The 23,550-nt window shown below is 38.7% G+C and carries 20 protein-coding genes; all 20 read left to right on the top strand.

The genetic code is table 11. The features are described 5' to 3' along the window. Positions 1 to 490 precede the first annotated feature (490 nt). Positions 491 to 1,609 carry a GDP-mannose 4,6-dehydratase gene (gmd, locus tag ABUE30_RS05445; protein WP_408622695.1) on the top strand — a complete coding sequence of 373 codons (1,119 nt, stop codon included), beginning with the start codon at positions 491 to 493 and terminating at the stop codon, positions 1,607 to 1,609. A 2-nt stretch (positions 1,610 to 1,611) separates the two neighbouring features. Then, complete coding sequence (fcl, locus tag ABUE30_RS05440; protein WP_408622694.1) at positions 1,612 to 2,586, top strand: GDP-L-fucose synthase; 975 nt, start codon at positions 1,612 to 1,614, stop codon at positions 2,584 to 2,586. Next, positions 2,587 to 3,492, top strand: a complete 906-nt coding sequence (locus ABUE30_RS05435) for a glycosyltransferase family 2 protein (RefSeq protein ID WP_408622693.1) — start codon at positions 2,587 to 2,589, stop codon at positions 3,490 to 3,492. Then, the gene (locus ABUE30_RS05430) at positions 3,489 to 4,715 is read left to right on the top strand and encodes a hypothetical protein (protein WP_408622692.1); all 1,227 of its coding nucleotides are present in this window, start codon (positions 3,489 to 3,491) and stop codon (positions 4,713 to 4,715) included. The genes ABUE30_RS05435 and ABUE30_RS05430 overlap by 4 nt, the downstream gene beginning before the upstream one ends. Positions 4,716 to 4,735: 20 nt before the next feature. Beyond that, positions 4,736 to 5,854, top strand: a complete 1,119-nt coding sequence (locus ABUE30_RS05425; protein ID WP_408622691.1) for a glycosyltransferase — start codon at positions 4,736 to 4,738, stop codon at positions 5,852 to 5,854. 18 nt (positions 5,855 to 5,872) lie between these two features. Continuing rightward, positions 5,873 to 6,796 (top strand): glycosyltransferase family 2 protein, encoded by a 924-nt coding sequence (locus tag ABUE30_RS05420; RefSeq protein ID WP_408622690.1) that lies wholly within the window; start codon positions 5,873 to 5,875, stop codon positions 6,794 to 6,796. Between the two features lie 9 nt (positions 6,797 to 6,805). Continuing rightward, positions 6,806 to 7,870, top strand: a complete 1,065-nt coding sequence (gene rfbB / locus ABUE30_RS05415) for a dTDP-glucose 4,6-dehydratase (RefSeq protein ID WP_408622689.1) — start codon at positions 6,806 to 6,808, stop codon at positions 7,868 to 7,870. Further along, positions 7,863 to 8,744, top strand: a complete 882-nt coding sequence (gene rfbA, locus ABUE30_RS05410) for a glucose-1-phosphate thymidylyltransferase RfbA (protein ID WP_408622688.1) — start codon at positions 7,863 to 7,865, stop codon at positions 8,742 to 8,744. Before rfbB ends, rfbA begins: the two co-directional genes overlap by 8 nt. Further along, complete coding sequence (gene rfbC / locus ABUE30_RS05405; RefSeq protein WP_408622687.1) at positions 8,744 to 9,286, top strand: dTDP-4-dehydrorhamnose 3,5-epimerase; 543 nt, start codon at positions 8,744 to 8,746, stop codon at positions 9,284 to 9,286. Before rfbA ends, rfbC begins: the two co-directional genes overlap by 1 nt. Next, entirely contained in the window at positions 9,283 to 10,179 is an 897-nt protein-coding gene (rfbD, locus tag ABUE30_RS05400; protein ID WP_408622686.1) for a dTDP-4-dehydrorhamnose reductase, read from the top strand. Before rfbC ends, rfbD begins: the two co-directional genes overlap by 4 nt. Before the next feature lie 321 nt (positions 10,180 to 10,500). Further along, positions 10,501 to 11,460 (top strand): glycosyltransferase family 2 protein, encoded by a 960-nt coding sequence (locus ABUE30_RS05395; protein WP_408622685.1) that lies wholly within the window; start codon positions 10,501 to 10,503, stop codon positions 11,458 to 11,460. Beyond that, entirely contained in the window at positions 11,457 to 11,834 is a 378-nt protein-coding gene (locus tag ABUE30_RS05390; RefSeq protein ID WP_408622684.1) for a GtrA family protein, read from the top strand. The genes ABUE30_RS05395 and ABUE30_RS05390 overlap by 4 nt, the downstream gene beginning before the upstream one ends. Beyond that, complete coding sequence (locus tag ABUE30_RS05385) at positions 11,827 to 13,419, top strand: hypothetical protein (protein WP_408622683.1); 1,593 nt, start codon at positions 11,827 to 11,829, stop codon at positions 13,417 to 13,419. Before ABUE30_RS05390 ends, ABUE30_RS05385 begins: the two co-directional genes overlap by 8 nt. A 10-nt stretch (positions 13,420 to 13,429) precedes the next feature. Continuing rightward, a complete protein-coding gene (locus ABUE30_RS05380) occupies positions 13,430 to 14,839 on the top strand; it encodes a mannose-1-phosphate guanylyltransferase/mannose-6-phosphate isomerase (protein WP_408622682.1) in 1,410 nt (469 codons plus the stop codon). Then, entirely contained in the window at positions 14,839 to 16,206 is a 1,368-nt protein-coding gene (gene cpsG / locus ABUE30_RS05375; RefSeq protein WP_408622681.1) for a phosphomannomutase CpsG, read from the top strand. The genes ABUE30_RS05380 and cpsG overlap by 1 nt, the downstream gene beginning before the upstream one ends. Before the next feature lie 56 nt (positions 16,207 to 16,262). Then, positions 16,263 to 17,732: an undecaprenyl-phosphate galactose phosphotransferase WbaP gene (gene wbaP, locus ABUE30_RS05370; protein WP_408622680.1), complete on the top strand. Its 1,470-nt coding sequence runs from the start codon at positions 16,263 to 16,265 to the stop codon at positions 17,730 to 17,732. 1,080 nt (positions 17,733 to 18,812) lie between these two features. Further along, the gene (locus ABUE30_RS05365; protein WP_408622678.1) at positions 18,813 to 19,148 is read left to right on the top strand and encodes a hypothetical protein; all 336 of its coding nucleotides are present in this window, start codon (positions 18,813 to 18,815) and stop codon (positions 19,146 to 19,148) included. A gap of 59 nt (positions 19,149 to 19,207) precedes the next feature. After that, positions 19,208 to 19,873: a YjbF family lipoprotein gene (locus ABUE30_RS05360; protein ID WP_408622677.1), complete on the top strand. Its 666-nt coding sequence runs from the start codon at positions 19,208 to 19,210 to the stop codon at positions 19,871 to 19,873. Continuing rightward, positions 19,870 to 20,595 carry a capsule biosynthesis GfcC family protein gene (locus ABUE30_RS05355; RefSeq protein ID WP_408622676.1) on the top strand — a complete coding sequence of 242 codons (726 nt, stop codon included), beginning with the start codon at positions 19,870 to 19,872 and terminating at the stop codon, positions 20,593 to 20,595. The genes ABUE30_RS05360 and ABUE30_RS05355 overlap by 4 nt, the downstream gene beginning before the upstream one ends. A gap of 23 nt (positions 20,596 to 20,618) precedes the next feature. Then, positions 20,619 to 22,706, top strand: a complete 2,088-nt coding sequence (locus ABUE30_RS05350; RefSeq protein WP_408622675.1) for a YjbH domain-containing protein — start codon at positions 20,619 to 20,621, stop codon at positions 22,704 to 22,706. Positions 22,707 to 23,550 lie beyond the last annotated feature (844 nt).

The following is a 23,550-nucleotide window of genomic DNA, read 5'->3' as shown; positions in this document are numbered from 1 at the left end:
TATGTTAACTATGAGTCGCTTTTGCTCTTCCTGTTTTTATTACACAAGAGGCTATTTTGCCTACGAGACGTATTCCGACTAGCCAATGAATATTTGGAATTAGATCGATTTGATATTTTAAGGAATGGATATGGATCCCGAGCATGTTGAGAGTGGGTAGCATACATATGTCATTGCAAGTTAAAGTATAGAATTTTATCATTGCTACGAATAATGTGAATACAATTAGAAAATTTTGAAAAAACTAATTTTTACGAATTTGATTTGAATTATAAATAGTATATTAAGAAAAACATTGAAGTTAGTAGGCTAGCTAATATAAATGTAAACTTTGGATATGTTAATTGGTTCTCTCTGGATGGAAAAATAAAGTATAAAAATGAATATTTTTGTTGGAGTTTTTTGATAAAGACAATAATTAATGTTTGTAGCATATAAATAGTAATGATTTTTCTCGTTAATCAAAACATCGTGAATTATGTAGGGTTTTATGAAAAAAGCACTTATTACAGGTATTACAGGTCAAGACGGCTCTTACTTGGCTGAATTTTTATTACAGAAAGGCTATGAAGTACATGGTATTAAACGCCGTGCATCTTCTCTTAATACACAGCGTATTGATCATTTGTATCAAGATCCCCATGAGCAAAATCCGAAGTTAAAGCTTCACTATGGGGATTTAACGGACAGTTCTAATTTGACGCGTATTTTACAAGAGATTCAGCCTGATGAAGTATATAACTTAGGTGCACAATCGCATGTGGCTGTGTCATTTGATTCGCCTGAGTACACAGCTGATGTGGATGGCATGGGGACCTTGCGGCTACTTGAAGCGATTCGTTTTTTAGGGTTAGAGAAAAAAACTCGCTTTTATCAAGCTTCAACTTCTGAGCTTTATGGCTTGGTGCAAGAGATGCCACAACGAGAAACAACACCATTTTATCCACGTTCTCCTTATGCGGTAGCAAAACTTTATGCTTATTGGATTACGGTCAATTACCGTGAGAGTTATGGTATGTATGCTTGTAATGGTATTTTGTTTAACCATGAATCTCCTCGGCGAGGAGAAACTTTTGTTACTCGTAAGATCACTCGTGGCTTGACGAATATTGCTCAAGGTCTAGAAAAATGTCTTTATTTGGGAAATATGGATTCGCTTCGAGATTGGGGGCATGCTAAAGATTATGTGCAAATGCAGTGGTTAATGTTGCAACAAGAGCAACCTGAAGATTTCGTGATTGCGACTGGCAAACAGTATTCGGTTAGACAGTTTGTCACTTGGAGTGCTTTAGAGCTTGGTATAGAACTTGAGTTTAAAGGCAAAGGTGTGGAAGAAGTAGCAATCGTGAAGAATATTGCTGGTGATAGTGTTCCTGGGTTGTATATTGGCGATGTTATTGTGAAAGTGGACCCTCGTTATTTCCGTCCTGCTGAAGTAGAAACTTTGTTGGGAGACCCAAGTCATGCAAAAGATAAACTAGGCTGGGTTCCTAGCACTACTGTTCAAGAAATGTGTGCTGAAATGGTTTCAGAAGATCTTAAAGCAGCAAAACAGCATGCGTTTATGAAAGCTAATGGCTTTGATGTTCCAATTGCTATAGAGAGTTAGTCATGTCAGAAAATAATAAAATAATTTTTGTTGCAGGACATCAGGGTATGGTGGGCAGTGCAATTGTGCGTCAGCTACAAAAACTAGGTGATTGCTCAATTATTACTCGAAGTTCAAAAGAACTCGACCTTCGTAATCAAAATGCTGTCACTCGTTTTTTTGATGAAAATAAAATAGATGAAGTCTATTTGGCTGCAGCGAAAGTAGGGGGAATTTATGCTAACAATACATACCCCGCTGAGTTTATCTATGACAACTTAATGATCGAAACCAACGTGATCCATCAAGCTTATGCTCATGGTGTGAAGAAGTTACTATTTTTGGGCTCATCTTGCATTTATCCCCAATTGGCGGAGCAACCAATGAGTGAAGCGGCTTTATTAAGTGGTTATCTAGAGCCGACCAACGAGCCATATGCTATTGCTAAGATCACTGGTATTAAGCTGTGCGAATCGTATAATCGGCAATATGGTGTCGATTATCGCAGCGTGATGCCGACAAACTTGTATGGCCCTGGTGATAACTATCACCCTGAAAATAGTCATGTAGTACCAGCCTTGATCCGAAGAATTCATGAAGCAAAACAAGCCCAACAACCAGAGATAGTTATTTGGGGGACAGGTACACCTAAACGTGAATTTTTGCATGTAGATGACATGGCCAAGGCAAGTGTATTTGTGATGAATTTGGATAAAACGACCTATCAGATACATACACAACCGATGCTTAGCCATATTAACGTGGGTACAGGGCAAGATTGTAGTATCTTACAGTTAGCCCAATCCATTGCTAAAGTCATTGGTTATCAAGGTGTGGTTAATACCGATCCCAGTAAACCGGATGGTACGCCTAGAAAATTAATGAATGTAAGTCGGCTGAAAAAATTGGGATGGCATGCTCAAATAGGTTTAGAAATCGGTTTAGCTGATGCTTACTCTTGGTTCTGTAAACATCAAAAAGCGCTACGGGGTATTTAAGTGGTTCAAGTACGTTTAGAAGGTGGCCGGGAATTACTTTATGGTTATAAACAGGGGACTGAATCTCAGCCCCTTATTGCTATTATTACATCTACTTTTAATGCTGCCAAAGATTTGCATTGGACCATTAACTCTATACGATCTCAAACCTATGCAAATATACAATGGATTATAGCTGATGGTGGTTCGACAGACGATACTGTTGAAATTTTGAAGCAGAATGAAGATGTGATCGACTACTGGTTTAGTGAGTCTGATGAAGGGATATATGATGCTTGGAATAAAGCACTTAAATATGTTAAAGGTGAATGGGTTCAATTTATTGGTGCTGGTGATGAGCTAGCTAGTTCTAAGATGATGTGTGATGCAAGTTTCTATTTAGTAGGCGCCTACCCAAAATATGAATTGGTTTATGGGAATATACAGATAGTTAGTGAAGTGAATCATGATTTGATTGAAGAAATAGTAATTCCTTGGGGTAATATGAAAAATCGATGGCAAGGAGGTCGGTTAATGCTTCCAATGCATCCTGAAGTTTTTCACCATAAATCGGTTTTTTATAAATATAATCAATTTAATACCTGTTTTAAAATAGCGGCAGATAGTTATTTATTAATGCAATCTATTATGAGTCAGTCGCCTCTTTATATTGATTTGTTAATTGATAAAATGGTTCTTGGTGGAGTCTCTTCTGATTTTAAAAATATTTATAGAGTTCATTGTGAAATAAAAAAAATAAATAAAATATTAGATATTTCACCACCCTTCTTCCATTCATTGATAGAATCGTTGAAGGTGTATTTAAAAATTTTACTATATATTTTTATTCCTAAAAAATATATTTATAAAGTGATTGATTTTTTAAGGGTTTTGTTAAGAAAAAATAAAAAATGGACTGTTAAGTGAAGAGTAATAATTCTGTTAATTTAATAAAATTATTTTATATTTTTTTAATTTATCCAATGGTTTCAGAATTGACGCTAGGTTTATATGGCAATCTAGCAATCGGTGTTATGCTGGCAACATTGGGTGCATTTTTTTTAGTTATTATTTTAAATAAAAACATTTATTGTGATAGAAATAAATTATTTTATTTTATTTTAATTTCTATTTTTATTTTATTTGATTTTTCTACTTCCTTCTTTTTTAATACTACGAATAATAAACAGTTATCTGTGTTTGCATTATTGTTTTATTTTTTTGTGGCTTATGTTTATTCTTCTGCTATAAAAGAAATTGAACATAGTGATTTTGAATATGTATGTAAATGGTCATTAACTTTATTCTTTATATTAGCTTTTATTTCAGTTATTCTCCCAATAGATATTGGAAAATATGCAATATATAGGAAACAAGTTTTTCCATTTGTAGAACAGAGCCATTTCGTTTTAGCTGTTGCCCCTATTATGGTTGCATATAGTTTTATTGGTAAATTTAAAAATGTCCTGCTTTTTTTATCTTTATCTGGGTTTTTTTCTATTTATTTCCCAAGTTTATCATTCTTAATTGTTACAAGTGTTAGTTTTTGGTGTTTTTTATGTCGATTTAGGAAGAGTAAGTATTTAATAGCTTTAATTTTTTTGGTGTCTACTTATTTTATTTTATTGATTTATGTCATATATAATGTGAAGTATTTTTCAAATAGATTGGATCTTATTAAAAATAATAATCTCACTACATTGGTATATTTTCAAGGTATCTATTTTGCATTAGATAATTATATGAAAAATTACTATTTTGGTTTAGGTTTTCAAAATTTAGGATTAAGTGGGACGGTGTTTAATAAATATTCTCACCTCATATCTGTAATAATGCAGGGTTCACTGGTAAATCAATTTGATGGTGGTTTTTTTGCAGCTAAAATGATCGCTGAATTTGGTGTAGTAGGTATTGTAATATTTTTGGCATATGTTGTTTTCTTAATTAATTTTATGTTTAAGGCAAATAGAAGATGTAGAAAATATCATATGATAAATATCAGAAGTACATTTGAAAAATATCGCTTTATAAAGTCAGTATTTATGTTCTCTTTCTTTTATGAATTTTTGTTTAGAGGATATGGCTATTTTTCTCCTGGTTTTTTTATATTTTTAACATTTTTCTTTTTAAAACCTAGAAATTTAAAATAACCTAAAAGGAGGTTATGATTGTGGAAAAAAAAGTAGTAGTGATATCAGGTCAAAATTGTACATCAGGAGGAATATTATCTATATATGAAGATTTTTTATTGGAATTATCAAAAAAAGATAATATAAAAATATTTGCTATTGTGAATTCAAAAAAATTATTTAAAAATAAAGATGAAAAAATTACATATATAGAAATACCTAAGTCTAAAAAGTCATGGCTTTTACGTCTGTTTTATGAATATATTTGGTTTTATTTTTTATCAAAAAAAATAAAATCAGATCTGTGGATTTCAATGCATGATATAACACCCAATGTAAAGACAAAAAAACTTATAACATATTGTCATAATCCTTCACCATTTTATAAATTCAAATGGACTGATTTTTTTTTGGATTGGAAATTTGGATTGTTTACATTGTTCTATTCGAGTTTATACTCGATTAATATAAAAAAAAATGATCATGTTATAGTTCAACAAGTTTGGATAAAGAAGGAATTTGAACAAAGGTTTAATATAAATAATGTTATTGTTTCTAAGCCTGCCAATGATTTTTTAGACAATATTAAAGGTTGTAAAAATCCTAGAGAATTTGAATCTAATGAATCATTTAAATTTTTTTACCCATCATATCCGAGAGTTTTCAAAAATTTTGAAGTTATATGTGAGGCAGTTAAGATAATTGAAAGTTCAGGTGACTTTAACTTTAGTGTTCTGATTACAGTAGATGGCTATGAAAATCGCTACGCAAATAAATTATATAATAGATATGGAACTGTCAAAAATATTATTTTTAGCGGCTTGATGTCTCGAGAAGAAGTCTTTGATTATTATAATCAATGTGATGTGTTGATTTTTCCATCTAAATTGGAAACATGGGGACTACCTATTTCTGAATTTAAGGCTTATAATAAACCGATGATTCTTGCCAATGAGAAGTATACTAAAGAAACTATTGCTGGTTATGATAAAGTTATTCTATTTGAATCTAACGATGCACATGCTCTAGCCAGAATTATGATTAATTTTATATTGAAAAATAAAGTGTTATTTAACAATTATAAAAAAGATATTAATCAAGACGAAAATGACAAATTTGTTTTCGGTGATTGGATAAGTTTGATTGACTTTATTGTTTAAATTCTACGTGGTTTTTTAATGAAAGTAATAGTAATTGTTCCTACAAGAAATGCTGGTTTTTTTTGGAAATCTTGGTGTCAGTCAATTAAGCAGCAGAAAGGTGTGGATATTTCAGTTTGCAACATTGATTCATCATCTAAAGATAGTACGATTGATGTCAGTCAGATATTCGATTTTCATACTAAAGTTATTTCTCCAGCTGATTTTAATCATGGGGGAACCCGAAATTGTGCATTTGAAAAATGGCATGATAATAGAGATGTAGTTATATTTCTTACGCAAGATTCTTTACTTTATACACCCAATAGCATTGAGAATCTTTTGTATTTATTTAAAGATTTAGATGTGGCAGCTGTATGTGGACGTCAACTACCCCATGATGATGCAAATCCATTGGCAAAACATGCACGATTATTTAATTACCCATCATCAACACGGGTTATGAGTAAGTCTGATATAGAAAAATATGGTATTAAAACGGCATTTGTTTCTAATTCTTTCACAGCATATCGCGCTTCTGTATTTAAGGAACTAGGCGGCTTTCCTGAAGATGTTATTTTGTCTGAAGATATGCATTTAGCTGCAAGAATTATTCTGGCTGGATATAAAGTTGCCTACGCTGGGAATGCATGCGTTAAACATTCTCATAACTATACACCTTGGCAAGAATTTAAGCGATACTTCGACATTGGAGTTTTTCATGCAACAGAATCTTGGATTCAACAAGAGTTTGGCGGTGCGGGTGGAGAGGGGAAGCGTTTCATTATCTCTGAATTTAAATATCTAATTAAGAATGCCCCGCTATGGATTCCTCGAGCTTGTATTACAAATTTATGTAAGATAATTGGTTACAAGTTAGGGAAGAATTTTAAAAAAATTCCTAAATATTTACGACCAAAGCTGAGTATGCATAAAGCGTATTGGTCGCAGAAGGTACGCTAAGGGGGCGGTGTGAAATTTTTAGTAACAGGTGGTGCAGGTTTTATTGGTAGTGCACTAGTTCGTTTGCTTATTTCTATGAAGCATGATGTTGTAAATTTGGATAAACTTACTTATTCGGGTAATTTGGAATCTATTCCTAAGAATTTACATACGACAGGCTATTTTTTTGAGCAAGTTGATATTTGTAATAGTAAAGAGATTAAACGCGTTTTTACAGATCACCAGCCTGATGTAGTGATGCATCTGGCGGCAGAAAGTCATGTCGATCGCTCTATTGAGGGACCGGGTGAGTTTATTCAAACGAACATCATTGGCACTTATCAGTTGCTTGAAGCTGCTCGGGAATACTGGACAGGTATGGCGCAAGAGCGTCAAAAAAAGTTCCGCTTTCATCATATATCTACTGATGAAGTTTATGGTGATTTAGATGGCACTGAAAACTTCTTCACCGAGACAACACCCTACGCACCAAGTTCACCTTATTCGGCGAGTAAAGCGAGCTCTGATCATTTAGTGCGTGCATGGGGGCGAACATATGGTCTTCCAATCCTTGTGACGAATTGTTCAAATAATTACGGCCCTTACCATTTTCCCGAAAAGTTAATCCCTCATGTTATTTTGAATGCACTGGCCGGCAAGCCACTCCCCATTTATGGTGAAGGCAAGCAAATTCGCGATTGGCTTTTTGTTGAAGATCATGCCAGAGCTCTATATACAGTGGCAACCCAAGGTACGGTTGGAGAAACTTACAATATTGGTGGCCACAATGAAAAACAAAATATTGAAGTGGTTGAAGCTATCTGTAAGTTACTTGAAGAGTTAGTACAGCAAAAACCAGCCGGTGTGAGTTATTATCGCGATTTGATTACATTTGTTACTGACCGTCCGGGACATGATGTCCGTTATGCGATCGATCCTACTAAGATAAAAAATGAACTGGGATGGGTGCCTCAAGAAAATTTTGAAACAGGGTTGCGTAAAACGGTGCAATGGTATCTTGATAACCGTTCATGGTGGCAACGCGTACTTTCTGGAGATTATAAGTTAGGCCGATTAGGAGAGCAGCATGGCTAACTATAAAGGGATTATTTTGGCTGGCGGTTCAGGAACTCGTTTACACCCTATTACTATGGGAACGTCTAAGCAACTGTTACCCATTTATGATAAGCCGATGATCTATTATCCGCTTTCGGTGTTGATGCTCAGTGGTATTCGAGACGTGTTAGTGATCTCAACTCCAGACGATCTACCGTCATTTCAACGACTACTTGGTGATGGCTCTCAATTTGGTTTGCACCTACAGTATGCGGTGCAACCTCGCCCGGATGGTTTGGCTCAGGCATTTACGATTGGAGCTGATTTTATCGGTCAAGACAATGTCTGTTTGGTATTAGGTGATAATATTTTTTATGGGCAACATTTCTCCGATAAATTGTTAAGTGCCACAGAACGCCAAAAAGGAGCTACTGTCTTTGGCTATCATGTGAATGATCCGGAACGCTTTGGCGTTGTTGAATTTGACGCTAAAGGTCAAGTCTTAAGTATTGAAGAAAAGCCGATTAAACCTAAATCAGACTATGCAGTCACCGGGCTTTATTATTACGACAATAATGTGGTGGCAATTGCTCAGGATATTCAGCCTTCTCCCCGAGGTGAATTAGAAATTACCGACATTAATAACGCATACCTTAAGCGGGGCGATCTCCATGTTGAAGTTTTAGGGCGCGGGTTTGCCTGGTTAGATACGGGGACTCATGACTCATTGCTCGAAGCTGGTCAATTCGTCCAAACAGTCGAGCAACGGCAAGGCCTTAAAGTGGCCTGTCTAGAAGAAATAGCTTATCGGCGAGGTTGGATTGACGATTCCGGACTTGAACAACAAGCTCTAGCATTAAAAAAGACTAGTTATGGCCAGTATTTATATAAAGTTTTAGGTGGTTATAAGTAATGAATGTGATTCAAACGACGTTAGATGGATGTGTTATTATCGAGCCGCAGGTTTTTGGCGATCATCGAGGATTTTTTTTAGAAACTTTTCAAGCGAAACGCTACGCCGATGAAGCAGGGATTATTCAACCATTTGTGCAAGATAATCATTCCCGTTCAACGAAAGGTGTATTGCGAGGTTTGCACTTTCAAAAAACGAAACCTCAAGGCAAGCTAGTCAGAGTTGTTAGCGGTGAAGTATTTGATGTTGCCGTTGATATTCGCCCAGAGTCTGCGACATTTGGTCAGTGGACTGGCGTTACTCTTTCTGAAGAAAATAAGCGACAGTTTTGGGTTCCACCTCGATTTGCTCATGGTTTCGTCGTGCTTTCTGATACGGCTGACTTTGAGTATAAATGCACCGATTATTATGATCCATCTGATGAAGATTCAATAGCCTGGGATGACCCAGATATTTCTATTAACTGGCCTTTGTTGGATAACTTGAACCTTTCTGATAAAGATTTAGAGGCCCCTTCATTTAAAGAGTTTTGTCAATTATGAGAGTTCTAGTAACCGGAGGTAATGGACAGTTAGGTCGCTGTCTGCAAGATCGTTTAAAAAATACTAGCCATGAGTGGCAAGCTCCTGATCAAAGTTCATTAGATATCACAAATAAATCAGCTATTTCTTATTATTTTGATAAGTTTCAGCCGGATGTTGTGGTCAATGCAGCTGCGTATACTGCTGTGGATAAGGCTGAATCTGAGAAAGATATCGCATATTTGGTGAATACAGTGGCGGCAGGATATTTGGGGTCACAATGTAAAAAGGCTGCTATCCCACTGATTCATATTTCCACTGATTATGTTTTTGATGGAAAAATGACAATTCCTTATAAAGTCGGGGATGAAACCAATCCACAAAGCGTATACGGAACAACTAAACTAGCTGGGGAGAAAGCTGTTCAGACTGCATTGGCTGAACATATTATTATTCGTACTTCGTGGGTTTTCAGTGAGTATGGCAATAATTTTGTCAAAACAATGCTGAGGTTAGCCAATGTTCACCCCGTACTAAAGGTGGTTGGTGATCAGTATGGTTGTCCAACTTATGCGGGGGATTTAGCTGACGCAATCCTACAGATGATTATCCAGATTCAGTCAGGTCATAAATCATGGGGAACTTATCATTATTGTAGTGATCAGGCTACAAGTTGGCATGGATTTGCCCAAGTCATTTTTGATGAAGCAAATCAACAAGGTGGTATTGAGAATATTCCCCAGATCCGATTGATTAATACAGATGAATATCCCACCATTGCTAAACGACCTCTGTACTCTGTGCTCGATTGTAGATTAATTGCTCATGAATGGAACATTAAAATGCCTTATTGGCGAAAATCACTAACTCAAGTATTGTCAATATTAGAGTATGGAAATGCTAATAATAAATAAGAGAAAAGAAAAATTTTCAACTTTTATTACTTTTAATAATTACCCTAATAATTAAAGCTTCTATAAGTTTACTTTGTTTTTTGTATACCACTATTATTTCTATGAAGTTAGTCAGCTGAATATGATAGAGAACATAAATTATATTATATTTATAGGGAAGGAATAAGTACTTAATAAAATTATACTATTTACAGAATGTTTTTTAATTGCAATAAATGTCGATGATGTTTTTACTATTTTAGAGCGCAATATATTTAGTTTGGTTGTCAAATAAAAATGACTTTTAAATTAGCAGCTGGTTTTAACTTGGAGTGAAGTAACATGAATGAGAATACTATTCCTTTGTTGGCAATTGTTATTCCTTGTTTTAATGAGTCAGATGGGATTGAGGAAACTATTTCTCGATTAAGTCAGTTGATTGATAAATATAAAAAATCAGAAATTATAAATAATGATAGTTTTTTAGTTTTTGTAGATGATGGAAGCCAAGATGAAACTTGGAGTTTAATTGAGTCTTCATCTATAGAAAACAATTACATTAAAGGTGTTAAACTATCTAAAAATCAAGGACATCAATATGCGCTATTAGCTGGCATGGAATTTGTTGTAAATAAATGTGACTGTATGGTTTCAATTGATGCTGATTTGCAACAAGATGAAAATAAAATTGAAGAATTCTTGGCTAGCTATAAAAAAGGTAACGAGGTTGTCCTAGGTATTAGAAATGATAGAGGTGTAGACTCATTTTTTAAAAAATTAACAGCATTGTTTTTTTATAAAATAATGAATTTCATGGGGGTGAAAATAATTAAAAATCATGCTGACTTTCGTCTGTTGAGTAATAATGCTAATAAATCTCTCTTAAAATTTGAAGAGGTAAATTTATTTTTAAGAGGTTTAGTAACCCTTATAGGATTTCAAACGGACTATGTTTACTATGCTCATTATGATAGATTTGCTGGTGAGTCGAAATATACATTAAGTAAAATGCTAGGACTTGCTATTGACGGAATAACTTCATTTAGTATTGTTCCACTTAGATTTATTACTTTTATCGGATTTTTTGTATTTATATTTAGTGTTGTTATGGGGGTATATGTATTATCTATAGCTTGTTTTTCTAATTCTTTTATTCCTGGTTGGGCTTCTACTGTACTCCCTATTTATTTTATTGGTGGTGTGCAAATATTATCTTTAGGAATAGTAGGCGAATATATTGGTAAAATTTATAAGGAAACAAAAAGAAGACCTCGTTTTGTTTGTGAGAAAACTATAGAATGATACATTTTATTAAATATGGGTTAATAGGGGTGATTAACACTATTTTGGGGTATGGTATCACATTTTCTTTATTTTATTTAAAAGTTAATCCGGAGGTTAGCAATCTTTTAGGGTATGTTATTGGTTTTTTTTGTTCATATTTTTTAAATAAAAAATTTAGCTTTAAAAGCTCTCAGGCTCATAGAGTTGAATTACCTAAATTTATCGGTAGCATGCTTGTTGCTTATCTCGTGAATTTATCTATATTTATTTCATTAATTCGGCTTGGCGGAGTCAATATTTATCTATCGCAAATATTGTCAGGTATTGTATACGTAGTGGCTGGTTTTTTACTATCCAAATATTGGGTTTTTAAGGGGGCAGTAGATGTTTAAAGTTAAAATGAATTATCTTTTATATATTTTTATAACGATTTATTCTTTATTTATTGTCTATCGAGCAAGTTTTGGTTTAATAGATGATCATATATTTTTAAGTACAGTGTTTTCTGGTCACTCTATTCCATTTTTTTTATCTCCTGAAATAGGACGTTTTTACCCACTTGACGGTCAAGAATATAATTTAATTTCTTTTGTGTCCCATTCGCCCGTTGCTTTTTATCTATGGAATTCTCTTGAGTATATCATCTTCGCTATTGTTTTATTTAAAATAGAAGAACAATTAACTGGAGGGAGTTTTAGAGGGAGAGTTTATTTATTTATTATCTACGTTTCATTTATTGGTGGGATGGCTAATTTATTTCTACGTCTATTCGTTCCAGAAAGAGATGCCTTATTTTTTTTAACAATTGCCTTGTTTTTCTATATTCAGTTTTATTATAAAAGTGATAGAAATTGGTTTTATGGTATCTTGTCACTTATATGTGCTAACATATCACTGTATTATAAAGAGCCAATGTTTATTCTAGTTGGTGGTTTTTCATTTTTCCATTTATTATTTGACTATAAAAAAGGTTATAAGAAAATAAATCCGTTGGATGTATTATGGATGTTATCCTCTTTAATTTTCTTGTTGATATATTATTTTGTTATTTTTCAGAATCATGATGGAAGTTATTATGGTCAACTTACTATAAATAAATGGATTGTTCATCTAAAAAACTCAAGTTTGTTTTTTTTAACTAATCCATTTATACTATGCCTTTTTATCCCATTTTTAATAATTAGAATTTATCTCTTAATAAGAAAAAGAGATCGTGTTAATGCTATGTTCGATTCAATGGCTTTATCTGCTGCAGGTTATTTTTTGGCTATTATTGTTTTGAATATTTATTCTCCTTATTATTTGATGCCTTTGTACCTATATGCTTTTTTTAGTGTTTCTTATAATTTAAATATAATAAAAAAAATATATCCAAAGTTGTTTTTTAGTTGCTTAGGAGGGTTTTTATTTCTAGCTATTTTTTCAGCGATTCCTTTTGGAATCCATCAGTTTTCAGTATGGAAAAATGTTCCAAATAATTTTCAACAAACAGTTTCTTTTTTGAAAAAATATTTAGATGGAAAACCTGTGCGTGTCGGCATTTTTCTTTATGGAGTTAATCGAAATACAGGTGTTGAAGTGTATAATAGTTTTGGTGAATTTATGCAATCGGAAAATATAAGCACTAAAAAATATGATTTAAAAACTGATGAAGTGGATAATAATATTTTGCGGAAAGCTAAGGTTTACAATAGTTCACCATATTCTGTTTTTCACCAGCTAAAACCACAAAAAATCACCCAAGAGGATTTGGTTGTAGTTGGTAATTTCTCTCAAAAAGAATTTAATCCAAAAAGTTTTGATGCACACTATAGGCTTTTGTTTAAATCTAAGAGTCCTATTTTTAATTTCGGTGATTACTCACTTAAATCAATAGTAAAATATGGAGTTAATAAAGTTATTGGAAAAAATAATTTTGTTAGCGATAATATTTTTAACTTACCTATAAATTTTTATGTTTATAAGAAAATTAACTAAGTTGTCTTTTATGCAGAATATCTTTCCTATTATTATGTGTGGCGGTAATGGCAGCCGCTTATGGCCATTGTCTCGCACTGCTTTTCCTAAGCAATTTTTATCGTTAGTTTCCCAGCAAACGATGTTACAAGACACTATTTCTCGCTTATCCAGCCTTGAAAAAACCGTGCCGCTGTTTATTTGTAATGAAGAACACCGCTTTATTGTCGCCGAGCAATTGCGCCAGCAACATATAACCGCGAGCGGCATTTTACTTGAACCGGTGGGTCGCAATACTGCGCCTGCGATTGCCTTAGCGGCATTAAAAGCGATTGCTGACGGTGACGACCCGCTGTTGTTGGTTTTAGCGGCGGATCATGTCATTCAATCCCCTGAGCGTTTTGTCGATGCGGTTCAACAAGCAGAGTCTTTGGCCGCACAAGGGCAGTTGGTGACCTTTGGTATTGTGCCAACGGAGCCGCACACCGGTTATGGTTATATTCGTCAGGGTGCTGCCATGGGCAGTGGCTATCAAGTGGCTGAATTTGTTGAAAAACCTGATCTGGTAACTGCTCAGCGGTATCTGCAAAGTGGTGATTACCTTTGGAATAGCGGGATGTTTTTATTTAAAGCTTCTGTGTATCTTCAAGAGCTTAACGCGCATCGCCCTGATATTTTAGTTGCTTGCCAAGCAGCGTTTGAGAACAGCAGCCATGATCTTGATTTTACTCGCATAGATAAAGCAGCGTTCGAGACCTGTCCCGATGAATCGATTGATTATGCGGTGATGGAACCGACTCAACATGCTGTAGTGATCCCGCTGGATGCGGGTTGGAGTGATGTGGGCAGTTGGAGTTCACTTTGGGAGGTGACTAATAAAGATGCTCAAGGTAATGCAATTCGTGGCGATGTTATGCTTGAACAGACCCATAATAGCTATATTTATTCACAAGATCGGTTGGTGGCCACGGTAGGCGTGGATGATCTGGTCGTGGTTGAAACCAAAGATGCGGTATTGGTGGCTCATAAAGACAATGTGCAGCAGGTAAAACAGATTGTGAATCGCTTAAAAGCAGATGGGCGTTGCGAACACTTACGCCATCGTGAAGTTTTTCGCCCTTGGGGCAGTCATGATGCCATCGCAGAAGGCGCACGTTATCACGTTAAAAAGGTGGTGGTGAAGCCCGGGCAAAAAACCGCTTTGCAGCAGCACTTTCATCGCGCCGAGCATTGGGTGGTGGTATCGGGGACGGCTAAGGTCCGAAATGGTGAACAAACCTACTTGGTGAGTGAAAATGAATCCACGTTTATCCCGATTGGAGCGGCGCATTCGTTTGAGAACCCCGGTAAAGTGCCATTAGAGATTATTGAAGTACGCAGTGGTAATTATTTAGGTGAAGATGATATCGTCCGCCTTGATGTTGATGGAGTAGGGTATTAATGAGTCAGTTACATTGTTTTAAAGCCTATGATATTCGTGGCCAGTTAGGTCATGAGCTTAACGACGATATTGCTTATCGCATTGGCCGTGCCTATGCCGAGCACTTACACCCCAAAACTATAGTGGTTGGGGGCGATGTGCGGTTGAGCTCTGAGTCTTTAAAACAAGCTTTGGCGAATGGTCTGATGGATGGCGGCGTCGATGTGATCGATATCGGTATGACGGGGACTGAAGAGATCTACTATGCAGCGCAGTCGCTACCCGTTGATGGCGGCATTGAAGTGACAGCCAGTCATAATCCGATGGATTACAATGGAATGAAGCTAGTACGCGAAGGGGCGCGTCCTATTAGTGGTGATACGGGCCTTAGAACCATTCAAGCGTTAGCCGAAGCCAATGACTTTTCGCCAGTGGCCCTGCGTGGCAATTATCAATTAACGGATAATTTAACCCGTTATATCGACCACCTCGTTGGTTATATCAACCCGAATAATTTTAGGCCGCTTAAATTGGTGGTGAATGCAGGTAATGGTGCGGCGGGTCATGTGATTGATGCGCTCGAGCAGCGCTTTGCCACTTTAAACGTGCCTATCACCTTTGTGAAGGTACACCATCAAGCCGATGGTCGCTTTCCCAACGGGATCCCTAATCCATTATTGCCTGAGAATCGTGCGGATACATCGAAAGCCGTGCTTGAGCATCAAGCTGATTTTGGCATCGCTTGGGATGGTGATTTTGACCGCTGTTTCTTGTTTGATGAGCATGGCGAATTTATTGAAGGCTATTATATCGTGGGTCTATTGGCTGAAGCGTTTTTGCAAAAGCAGCCTGGCGCGAAGATTATTCATGATCCACGGTTAAGCTGGAACACGATTGATGTGGTTAAAAAAGCCGGTGGTGTACCAGTGATGTCTAAAACTGGGCATGCGTTTATTAAGGAACGAATGCGCGCTGAAGATGCGATTTATGGGGGTGAAATGAGTGCCCATCATTACTTTAAAACGTTTGGTTATTGTGATAGCGGCATGATCCCATGGTTGTTAGTCGCTGAACTACTCTGTGTGAAAGGGCTCACTTTATCGCAGACGGTGAAAGCACGCATTGCCGCGTATCCATCATCCGGTGAAATTAACTCGAAATTGCTCGAACCAGATGCTGCCATTGCACGCGTTCGCGCGACCTATGAAAATGATGCCTTGGTGGTGGATGAAACCGATGGCATTAGCCTTGAGTTTGCTGATTGGCGCTTTAATTTACGCAGCTCTAATACAGAGCCCGTCGTACGCTTAAATGTAGAATCACGTCAAAATAGTGCACTGATGCGTGATAAAACGGCTGAAATACTGGCATTGCTACGCCATAACTAAACTAATATTAGTTTTACGTATAGACCTCGCTTGCCAACCAACGGAGCAATGAATAGATGGGGCAACTTCAAGTGATTGATCAACCTAACTGGCAGCAGTTTCAAAGCTACCGCGCAACTGTCAATAAACTTGCATTGATCGGCAGCGATCTGCTGGCGATGTTTTTGGCCGCACTGTTGGTCTATGCGGTGGGTGGGTTGCGAGGAACGTCTGTTTTTCCATTAGCGGGCGGTTATGGTTCTGCCGTGGGAATTGCTCGATCTTTCTTCTTAATGGGGCTTGCTCTTGTGGGGGTATTGTGGTTTTGGGGAAAATTGCGCCATTACACTTATCGCAAGCCTTTTTGGAGTGAGCTGCGCGAAGTACTGCAAACCCTTAGCGTCATGGCTTTGCTTGATGTGGCCTCATTGGCTTTTGCCAAGCAAGATTTCTCCCGTCTTGAGTGGTTACTTTTATGGGGTCTGGTGCTGTTTTTACTTCCGTTATGTCGAGCATTGACGAAACTTGCGTTAGATAAAATGGGTTGCTGGCAAGTGCCGTGTGTGATTATTGGCTGTGGTGATAATGCCTTAGATGCCTACCAAGCGATTGCGAGTGAAAAACTGATGGGCATGCACATTCAGGCATTTGTGGCACCCGATGACCTTGCATCAACTAGTCCTGTACAAAATGTGCCACTTATTCGTGTACAAGATTATTGGCAATATTGCGTCAATAAAGCAAAAGTTTATGTGGCGCTTGAAGAGGGGCAGCGTGATCTCCGTGATAACTGGATTCGTCGTTTATCCACGCGTGGCGTGAATAATATTTCAGTGATTCCCTCACTGCGTGGTGTACCACTCTATGGCACTGATATGTCGCATTTTTTTAGCCATGAAGTGATGATTTTACGCTTGCGTAATAATTTGGCCCGTATTTCATCTAAAATGGTAAAACGTGCGTTCGATATTGTAGTGTCTTCCATTTTGTTGATTTTATTTTCGCCCCTGTTTGTTTATCTTACATGCAAAATTCGCCGTGATGGCGGCCCAGCTACTTATGGCCATGAGCGGATAGGCTATCGGGGACGAGCATTTAAATGCTTGAAGTTCCGGTCAATGGTGATCAATTCGCAAGCGGTATTAGCAGAGCTTCTTGCCAATGATCCGCAGGCACAAGCTGAATGGGATAAAGATTTTAAACTTAAAAATGACCCTCGTATTACGTCGATTGGTCAGTTTATTCGTAAAACAAGTTTGGATGAGTTACCGCAACTTTGGAATGTGTTCAAAGGCGAGATGAGTCTGGTGGGACCCCGCCCAATTGTTGAGGAAGAGCTTAAACGTTATCACGATGATGTAGAATATTATTTGATGGTCAAACCAGGCATGACCGGTTTATGGCAGGTGAGTGGTCGCAACGATACCAGTTATGCAAATCGGATTTATTTTGATAGTTGGTATGTTAAAAATTGGTCGTTGTGGTATGACATTGCTATTTTGTTTAAAACCGCCAAAGTTGTTATTGCCAAAGATGGTGCCTATTAAGCTTAAGTTTTTTCGTCAAGATCTTGCGTAGAACCCTCAAATTTTTAACCCCATCATTTTATGTAGCCCGGCATCCGCGAAGCGAATGCCGGGAATGATGGGTGATTAATCCTCAAGGTTTGAGGATAAAATGGGTTGGTTTCCCGGATTCCATTGCATTCCATCCGGGCTACGATGTTTGAATTAAGACTCATCGTTTGATGTAGCCCGGTAGTAGCGCAGCGAATGCCGGGAATGGTGGTTGTTTCACCCTCAAGGTTTGAGGATAAAATGGGTTGGTTTCCCGGATTCCATTGCATTCCATCCGGGCTACGATGTTTGAATTAAGACTCATCGTTTGATGTAGCCCGGTAGTAGCGCAGCGAATGCCGGGAATGGTGGTTGTTTCACCCTCAAGGTTTGAGGATAAAATGGGTTGGTTTCCCGGATTCCATTGCATTCCATCCGGGCTACGATGTTTGAATTAAGACTCATCGTTTGATGTAGCCCAGTAGTAGCGCAGCGAATGCCGGGAATGGTGGTTGTTTCACCCTCAAGGTTTGAGGATAAAACGGGTTGGTTTCCCGGATTCCATTGCATTGCATCCGGGCTACGATGTTTGAATTAAGACATCATCGTTTGATGTAGCTCGGTAGTAGCGCAGCGGATGCCGGGAATGGTGGTTGTTTCACCCTCAAGGTTTGAGGATAAAATGGGTTGGTTTCCCGGATTCCATTCCATCCCATCCGGGCTACGATGTTTGAATTAAGACATCATCGTTTGATGTAGCCCGGTAGTAGCGCAGCGAATGCCGGGAGCATTGTGGGTTTAACCCACCAAAGTAGCGAATGCCGGGAATGATGGGTGATTCATCCCCAAGGTTCGATGATCAAACGAGTTGATTTTCCCAGATTGCATTTCATTCGGGGGATGGTGTTGGGATGAAACTGATTGAGCTACTGATTCCACTTGGCTTTCTTCTGTTATTTTAATGCATCTTTAAAACAATCTGAGTGTTCAAAGAATATTCACTAGTAGGGCAAACTGTTTTGCTCTACTATTGAGTATGCTCTTAGCATACACGTGTAAAAAGGAGTCTCTATGAAGAAAAGTGCAATTGCTGCTTTAATCGCATCGGCCTGCATGGTAGCAGCCCCTGCGTTTGCTGCTGGCGCAGTTACTGCTGCTGGTACTACTACAGGTACAACTACAGGTACAACCACAACGGTTGGTGCTGGTGCTGGTGCGGGTGCTGGTGGAGCTGCTGCAGGCGCTGGCGTCGCAAGTGGTGCCACTATTGGCGGTATCTCTGCCGGTCTTGCGACTGGGCTTGCTGCGGCAGCTGTCGCAACTGTTGCCGTGGTCGCTAACAACAATAACACCACCTCAGGTACAACAGGTACAACAGGTACAACAGGTACAACAGGTACCAACTAAAGTTGTTTTTTATATTCAAGGCCAGCAATGCTGGCCTTTCTTATGCGCTAATAAAAAATATGAAACGATTTCAATTTGCCTCGATAGGGATAAGTCTACTTATTTCTGGTTGCACCAGTGACAGCCACATGGCCTACCAAACCATCCATGATGCGTTTGTCGCGCCGCCTAATGCGTCAATTTCAGCGCAACAGCTTGCTCAACTGCCTTATGCAGCAAGCTATATACAGATGAGGGACGCGTCGCGTGCGTTAGTCATTTTAGCGAAAGCCAAGGGTGATGAGCGAATGTGGGTATCGCATCAAAAGGAGGCTGTGGTTACCCGGTTTGGTCGAATTATTCGGACTGATGGCTTAAAACCTGCCAATATTAAAGGCGTTCATTTTGTAGATGGGGACCCACTTCGCCATGGTTTAACGAGTCTGAAGCTGCAGCATTATCAGGCTAAAGGGTATATTGATCTGATGCCCGATTACCAATATGGTCTGCCGTTTACAGCTCGTTATGTTGTGAAAGGTATGGCATCAAAAATGATTGGTGGTCATGTGATTCAATTGACAGAAGTGGATGAGTATTACGAACTCCCACAATTAGGTTTTCATACGGTGAATAAATACTGGCTAAGCTCGCGGGGATTGGTCCGCCAATCAGAGCAGCAGTTATCGCCGACACTTCCACCATTTAAAATGACTCTCTTAAAACCTTATCAGCAGGATTTACAATGAGAATGGATATTCAGCGGCTCATCATTGCCGCACTATTTGCGCTAGCTTTTCCCGCAATGGCTGGGGATCTCTCTCTAGATGTGTCCACTCAAGGACAATTTGTCGCCCCTAAAATGTACCATGTTATACCCAAAACGAGAATTGCTGTGTTAGCGAATAGTTGGCAGCTTAAACCAGATGCTTATCGGCTGGGGATTGGCCTACTTCGCGCGCAAAATAAGCGCGATCAAAGTCGCTTACGCTGGGCGTTGCTTTATCAGCTAAAAGCGATGGATATCAATTCGGATACACGTATTTCTTTGCATCAGCAAGTTTTAAAATTTGCCGCAACGGGTCGGGTGTTGCAGCCGTTTACATGGGATATTATCGATCTTAAGCCTGAAGAAAATCGTCTTTTACGCGAAGGCGATATTTTTGTTGCACCGCTTCGTCCAGATTATGTACAGGTAGGCGGCGCGGCTAAGCAAGCGAAATTAGCGTTTGTTGGGCATAAAACGATCGCTGATTATATGGCTAGTATCACTCGTTTGCCTGGCTCTGACCCAAGTTATGTGTGGGTGATTACGCCTGATACACGTATTCGTAAAATAGGTATTAGCTATTGGAATACTCAAACTGCTTATTTAGCGCCTGGTAGTGTGCTTTATGTGCCACTGCATGGTGATAAGCGTTTTAATCAGTCTATGGCGCAGTTGTATGCCGCGCAGATTCTTCCTTATTGATCTGGTAACCACTTGGATGGATTATGCAGTTATCTAAATTATCTCTCGCAGCAGGATTGCTGCTCCCTTGTGCATCAGCTTGGGCTAATTGGTCAGATCATGTTGAACCATCGCGTAACGACTTTGGTAACATCGGTTTAATACAAATGCCAAGCGCCCGTATGGCGCCTGATGGCGATATTAGTTTTAATTACTCACGTATTAGCCCGTATATTTTTGGGGCAGTGAATTTGCAGCCACTGCCTTGGCTTAATGCTTCTATTCGCTATGTGACGATTACTAACCGCTTATATGGGCCTCGATCATTATCTGGTGATCAAAGTTATAAAGATAAAGGCGTGGATGTGAAGTTCCGTCTTTGGCAAGAAGGGTATTATACCCCTGATGTTTCTGTTGGGCTTCGTGACATTGGTGGTACAGGGCTTTTTTCATCTGAATTTATTAATGCGACTAAACGTATTGGTCCATTTGATGTCACATTGGGTATGGCTTGGGGTTATATGGGCTCAGCGGGGGATGTGACGAACCCATTTTGCCGTGTGTCTAATAAATTTTGTGATCGATCCTCAACGACGAATACGGGGAAGGTCAACTTTGGTGATTTTTTTAGTGGCCAAAAAGCTGCGCTATTCGGTGGCGTTGAATACCAAACCCCTTGGCAGCCACTCAGCCTGAAAGTTGAATTGGATGGCAATAATTATCAACATGAACCATATAGCGATAATCAGTCTCAATCTTCTCGAATTAATATCGGGCTAAATCTTAAACCCACACCGTATATGAATTTACAGTTGGCTTATGAACGGGGTAATACATTGTCTTTCGGTGTTACTCTGCATACCAATGTCACCAAAGATGTGGTTGAATTAAAACATAACCCAGCACCGCAACCATTAAAAGCTGCTGGGACACAAATGCATACGGCTGATTGGGATAAAGTGGCCAGTGATCTTGCTAAAAATGCGGGTTTAAACCCCAAAGCAATTTATCAAAGTAAGCATGCGGTTACCGTTGTGGGTAGCCAAACGAAATATCGCGATCGGCACGAAGCGGATACGCGCACTGCAGCTATTGCCTATAACGCCACCGATGATAAAACGCGTCAGTTCCGTGTGATTGAAGAGGAAAATGGTTTACCAACCACACAGACGAATATAAGTCGGCAGCAGTTGAAAAAAATTAATGATTATGACTATGATTTTAATAAAAAGCCGCAATTAGCTTATGTGGTGAATCCTCGTCCACCACAGGGCAAAGAGGTTTGGCATAAACCGTATCAACCTTTAAGCTTTTCTCTGACGCCTGGGCTCAATCAAAGTCTGGGTGGGCCTGATGGGTTCTTTTTATATCAGGTTATTTTAAAAGGAGGGGCCGATCTCAAATTGACCGATAATTTTGATATCAGTGGCTCTGTTTCGGCAAACATGCTGAATAACTATAATAAATTTACATATGATGCGCCAAGTCGGTTGCCGCGAGTGCGAACCTATATTCGTGAGTATTTAACCACCTCAAAATTTGGTGTAAATGACTTGCAAGCGACTTGGTTTACTCACCCGTCAACCAATTGGTATACCCAAGCCTATGCAGGTTATCTTGAATATATGTATGGTGGTGTCGGGGGTGAGGTACTTTATCGGCCATTGGGTAGCCGCTGGGCGATTGGGGCCAATGTGAATGCTGTGAAACAGCGTAACTTTGATCAGCGTTTTGGCTTTAGGGACTACCAAACAGTAACCGGGCACCTAAATGTATACTACCAGATGCCGTGGGATGGAATCACTGCTGAGGTTGATGTTGGCCGCTATTTAGCCAAAGACAAAGGCGCAACGTTCACCATAACGCGTGAGTTTGCCAATGGCTTTAGAATGGGGGCTTACGCGACGCTGACGAATGTGAGCAGTGCAGACTACGGAGAGGGGAGCTTTACCAAAGGGGTGTTTATCTCCTTCCCATTCGATCAAATCAGCACAACATCAACGGTTCAACGTGGCAGCGTGGGTTGGACGCCACTCACTCGTGATGGTGGCCAAAAATTGATTCGTAAGTATCATCTGTATGATATGACTGAGCAACGTGGCTCTAATTATTTTGATGCCCGCAATCAATAGTTGTAACTAAGTACTCGTTGACAAGCCGGCCTATATGGCCGGCTTTTTTATGTCGAATTTTTTGGTGTCGAAGCCAAACCCTTATCGATGGCGGTTTCCCGGATTCCATTACATTCGGGTTACGTATTAGGGTTAAAACCTTGTTTGATGTAGCCCGGTAGCAGCGAAGCGGATGCCGGGAATAGTGGTCGTTTCACCCTTAAGGTTTGAGGATTAAATAGGTTGGGATCCCAGATTACATTGCATTCCATCCGGGCTACGGTGTTTGAATTAAGACTCATTGTTTGATGTAGCCCGGTAGCAGCGAAGCGGATGCCGGGAATAGTGGTTGTTTCATCCTTAAGGTTTGAGGATTAAATAGGTTGGGATCCCGGATTCCATTACATTCCATCCGGGCTACGGTGTTTGAATTAAGACTCATTGTTTGATGTAGCCCGGTAGCAGCGAAGCGGATGCCGGGAATAGTGGTCGTTTCACCCTTAAGGTTTGAGGATTAAATAGGTTGGGATCCCGGATTCCATTACATTCCATCCGGGCTACGGTATTGGGTTAAACGGGTTAATTCTCCCAGATTACATTGCATTCGGGTTACGTATTGGGGTTAAAATCTTGTTTGATGTAGCCCGGTAGCAGCGAAGCGAATGCCGGGAATAGTGGTCGTTTCACCCTTAAGGTTTGAGGATTAAATAGGTTGGTTTCCCGGATTCCATTGCATTCCATCCGGGCTACGGTGTTTGAATTAAGACTCATTGTTTGACGTAGCCCGGTAGCAGCGAAGCGAATGCCGGGAATGGTGGTTGTTTCATCCTTAAGGTTTGAGGATTAAATAGGTTGGTTTCCCGGA

The sequence above is a fragment of the Celerinatantimonas yamalensis genome (genome assembly GCF_046054155.1).
Lineage (GTDB): Bacteria > Pseudomonadota > Gammaproteobacteria > Enterobacterales > Celerinatantimonadaceae > Celerinatantimonas > Celerinatantimonas yamalensis.
Note: the sequence above shows the minus strand (reverse complement) of the source record. Positions and strands in the feature narration are given on the sequence as shown.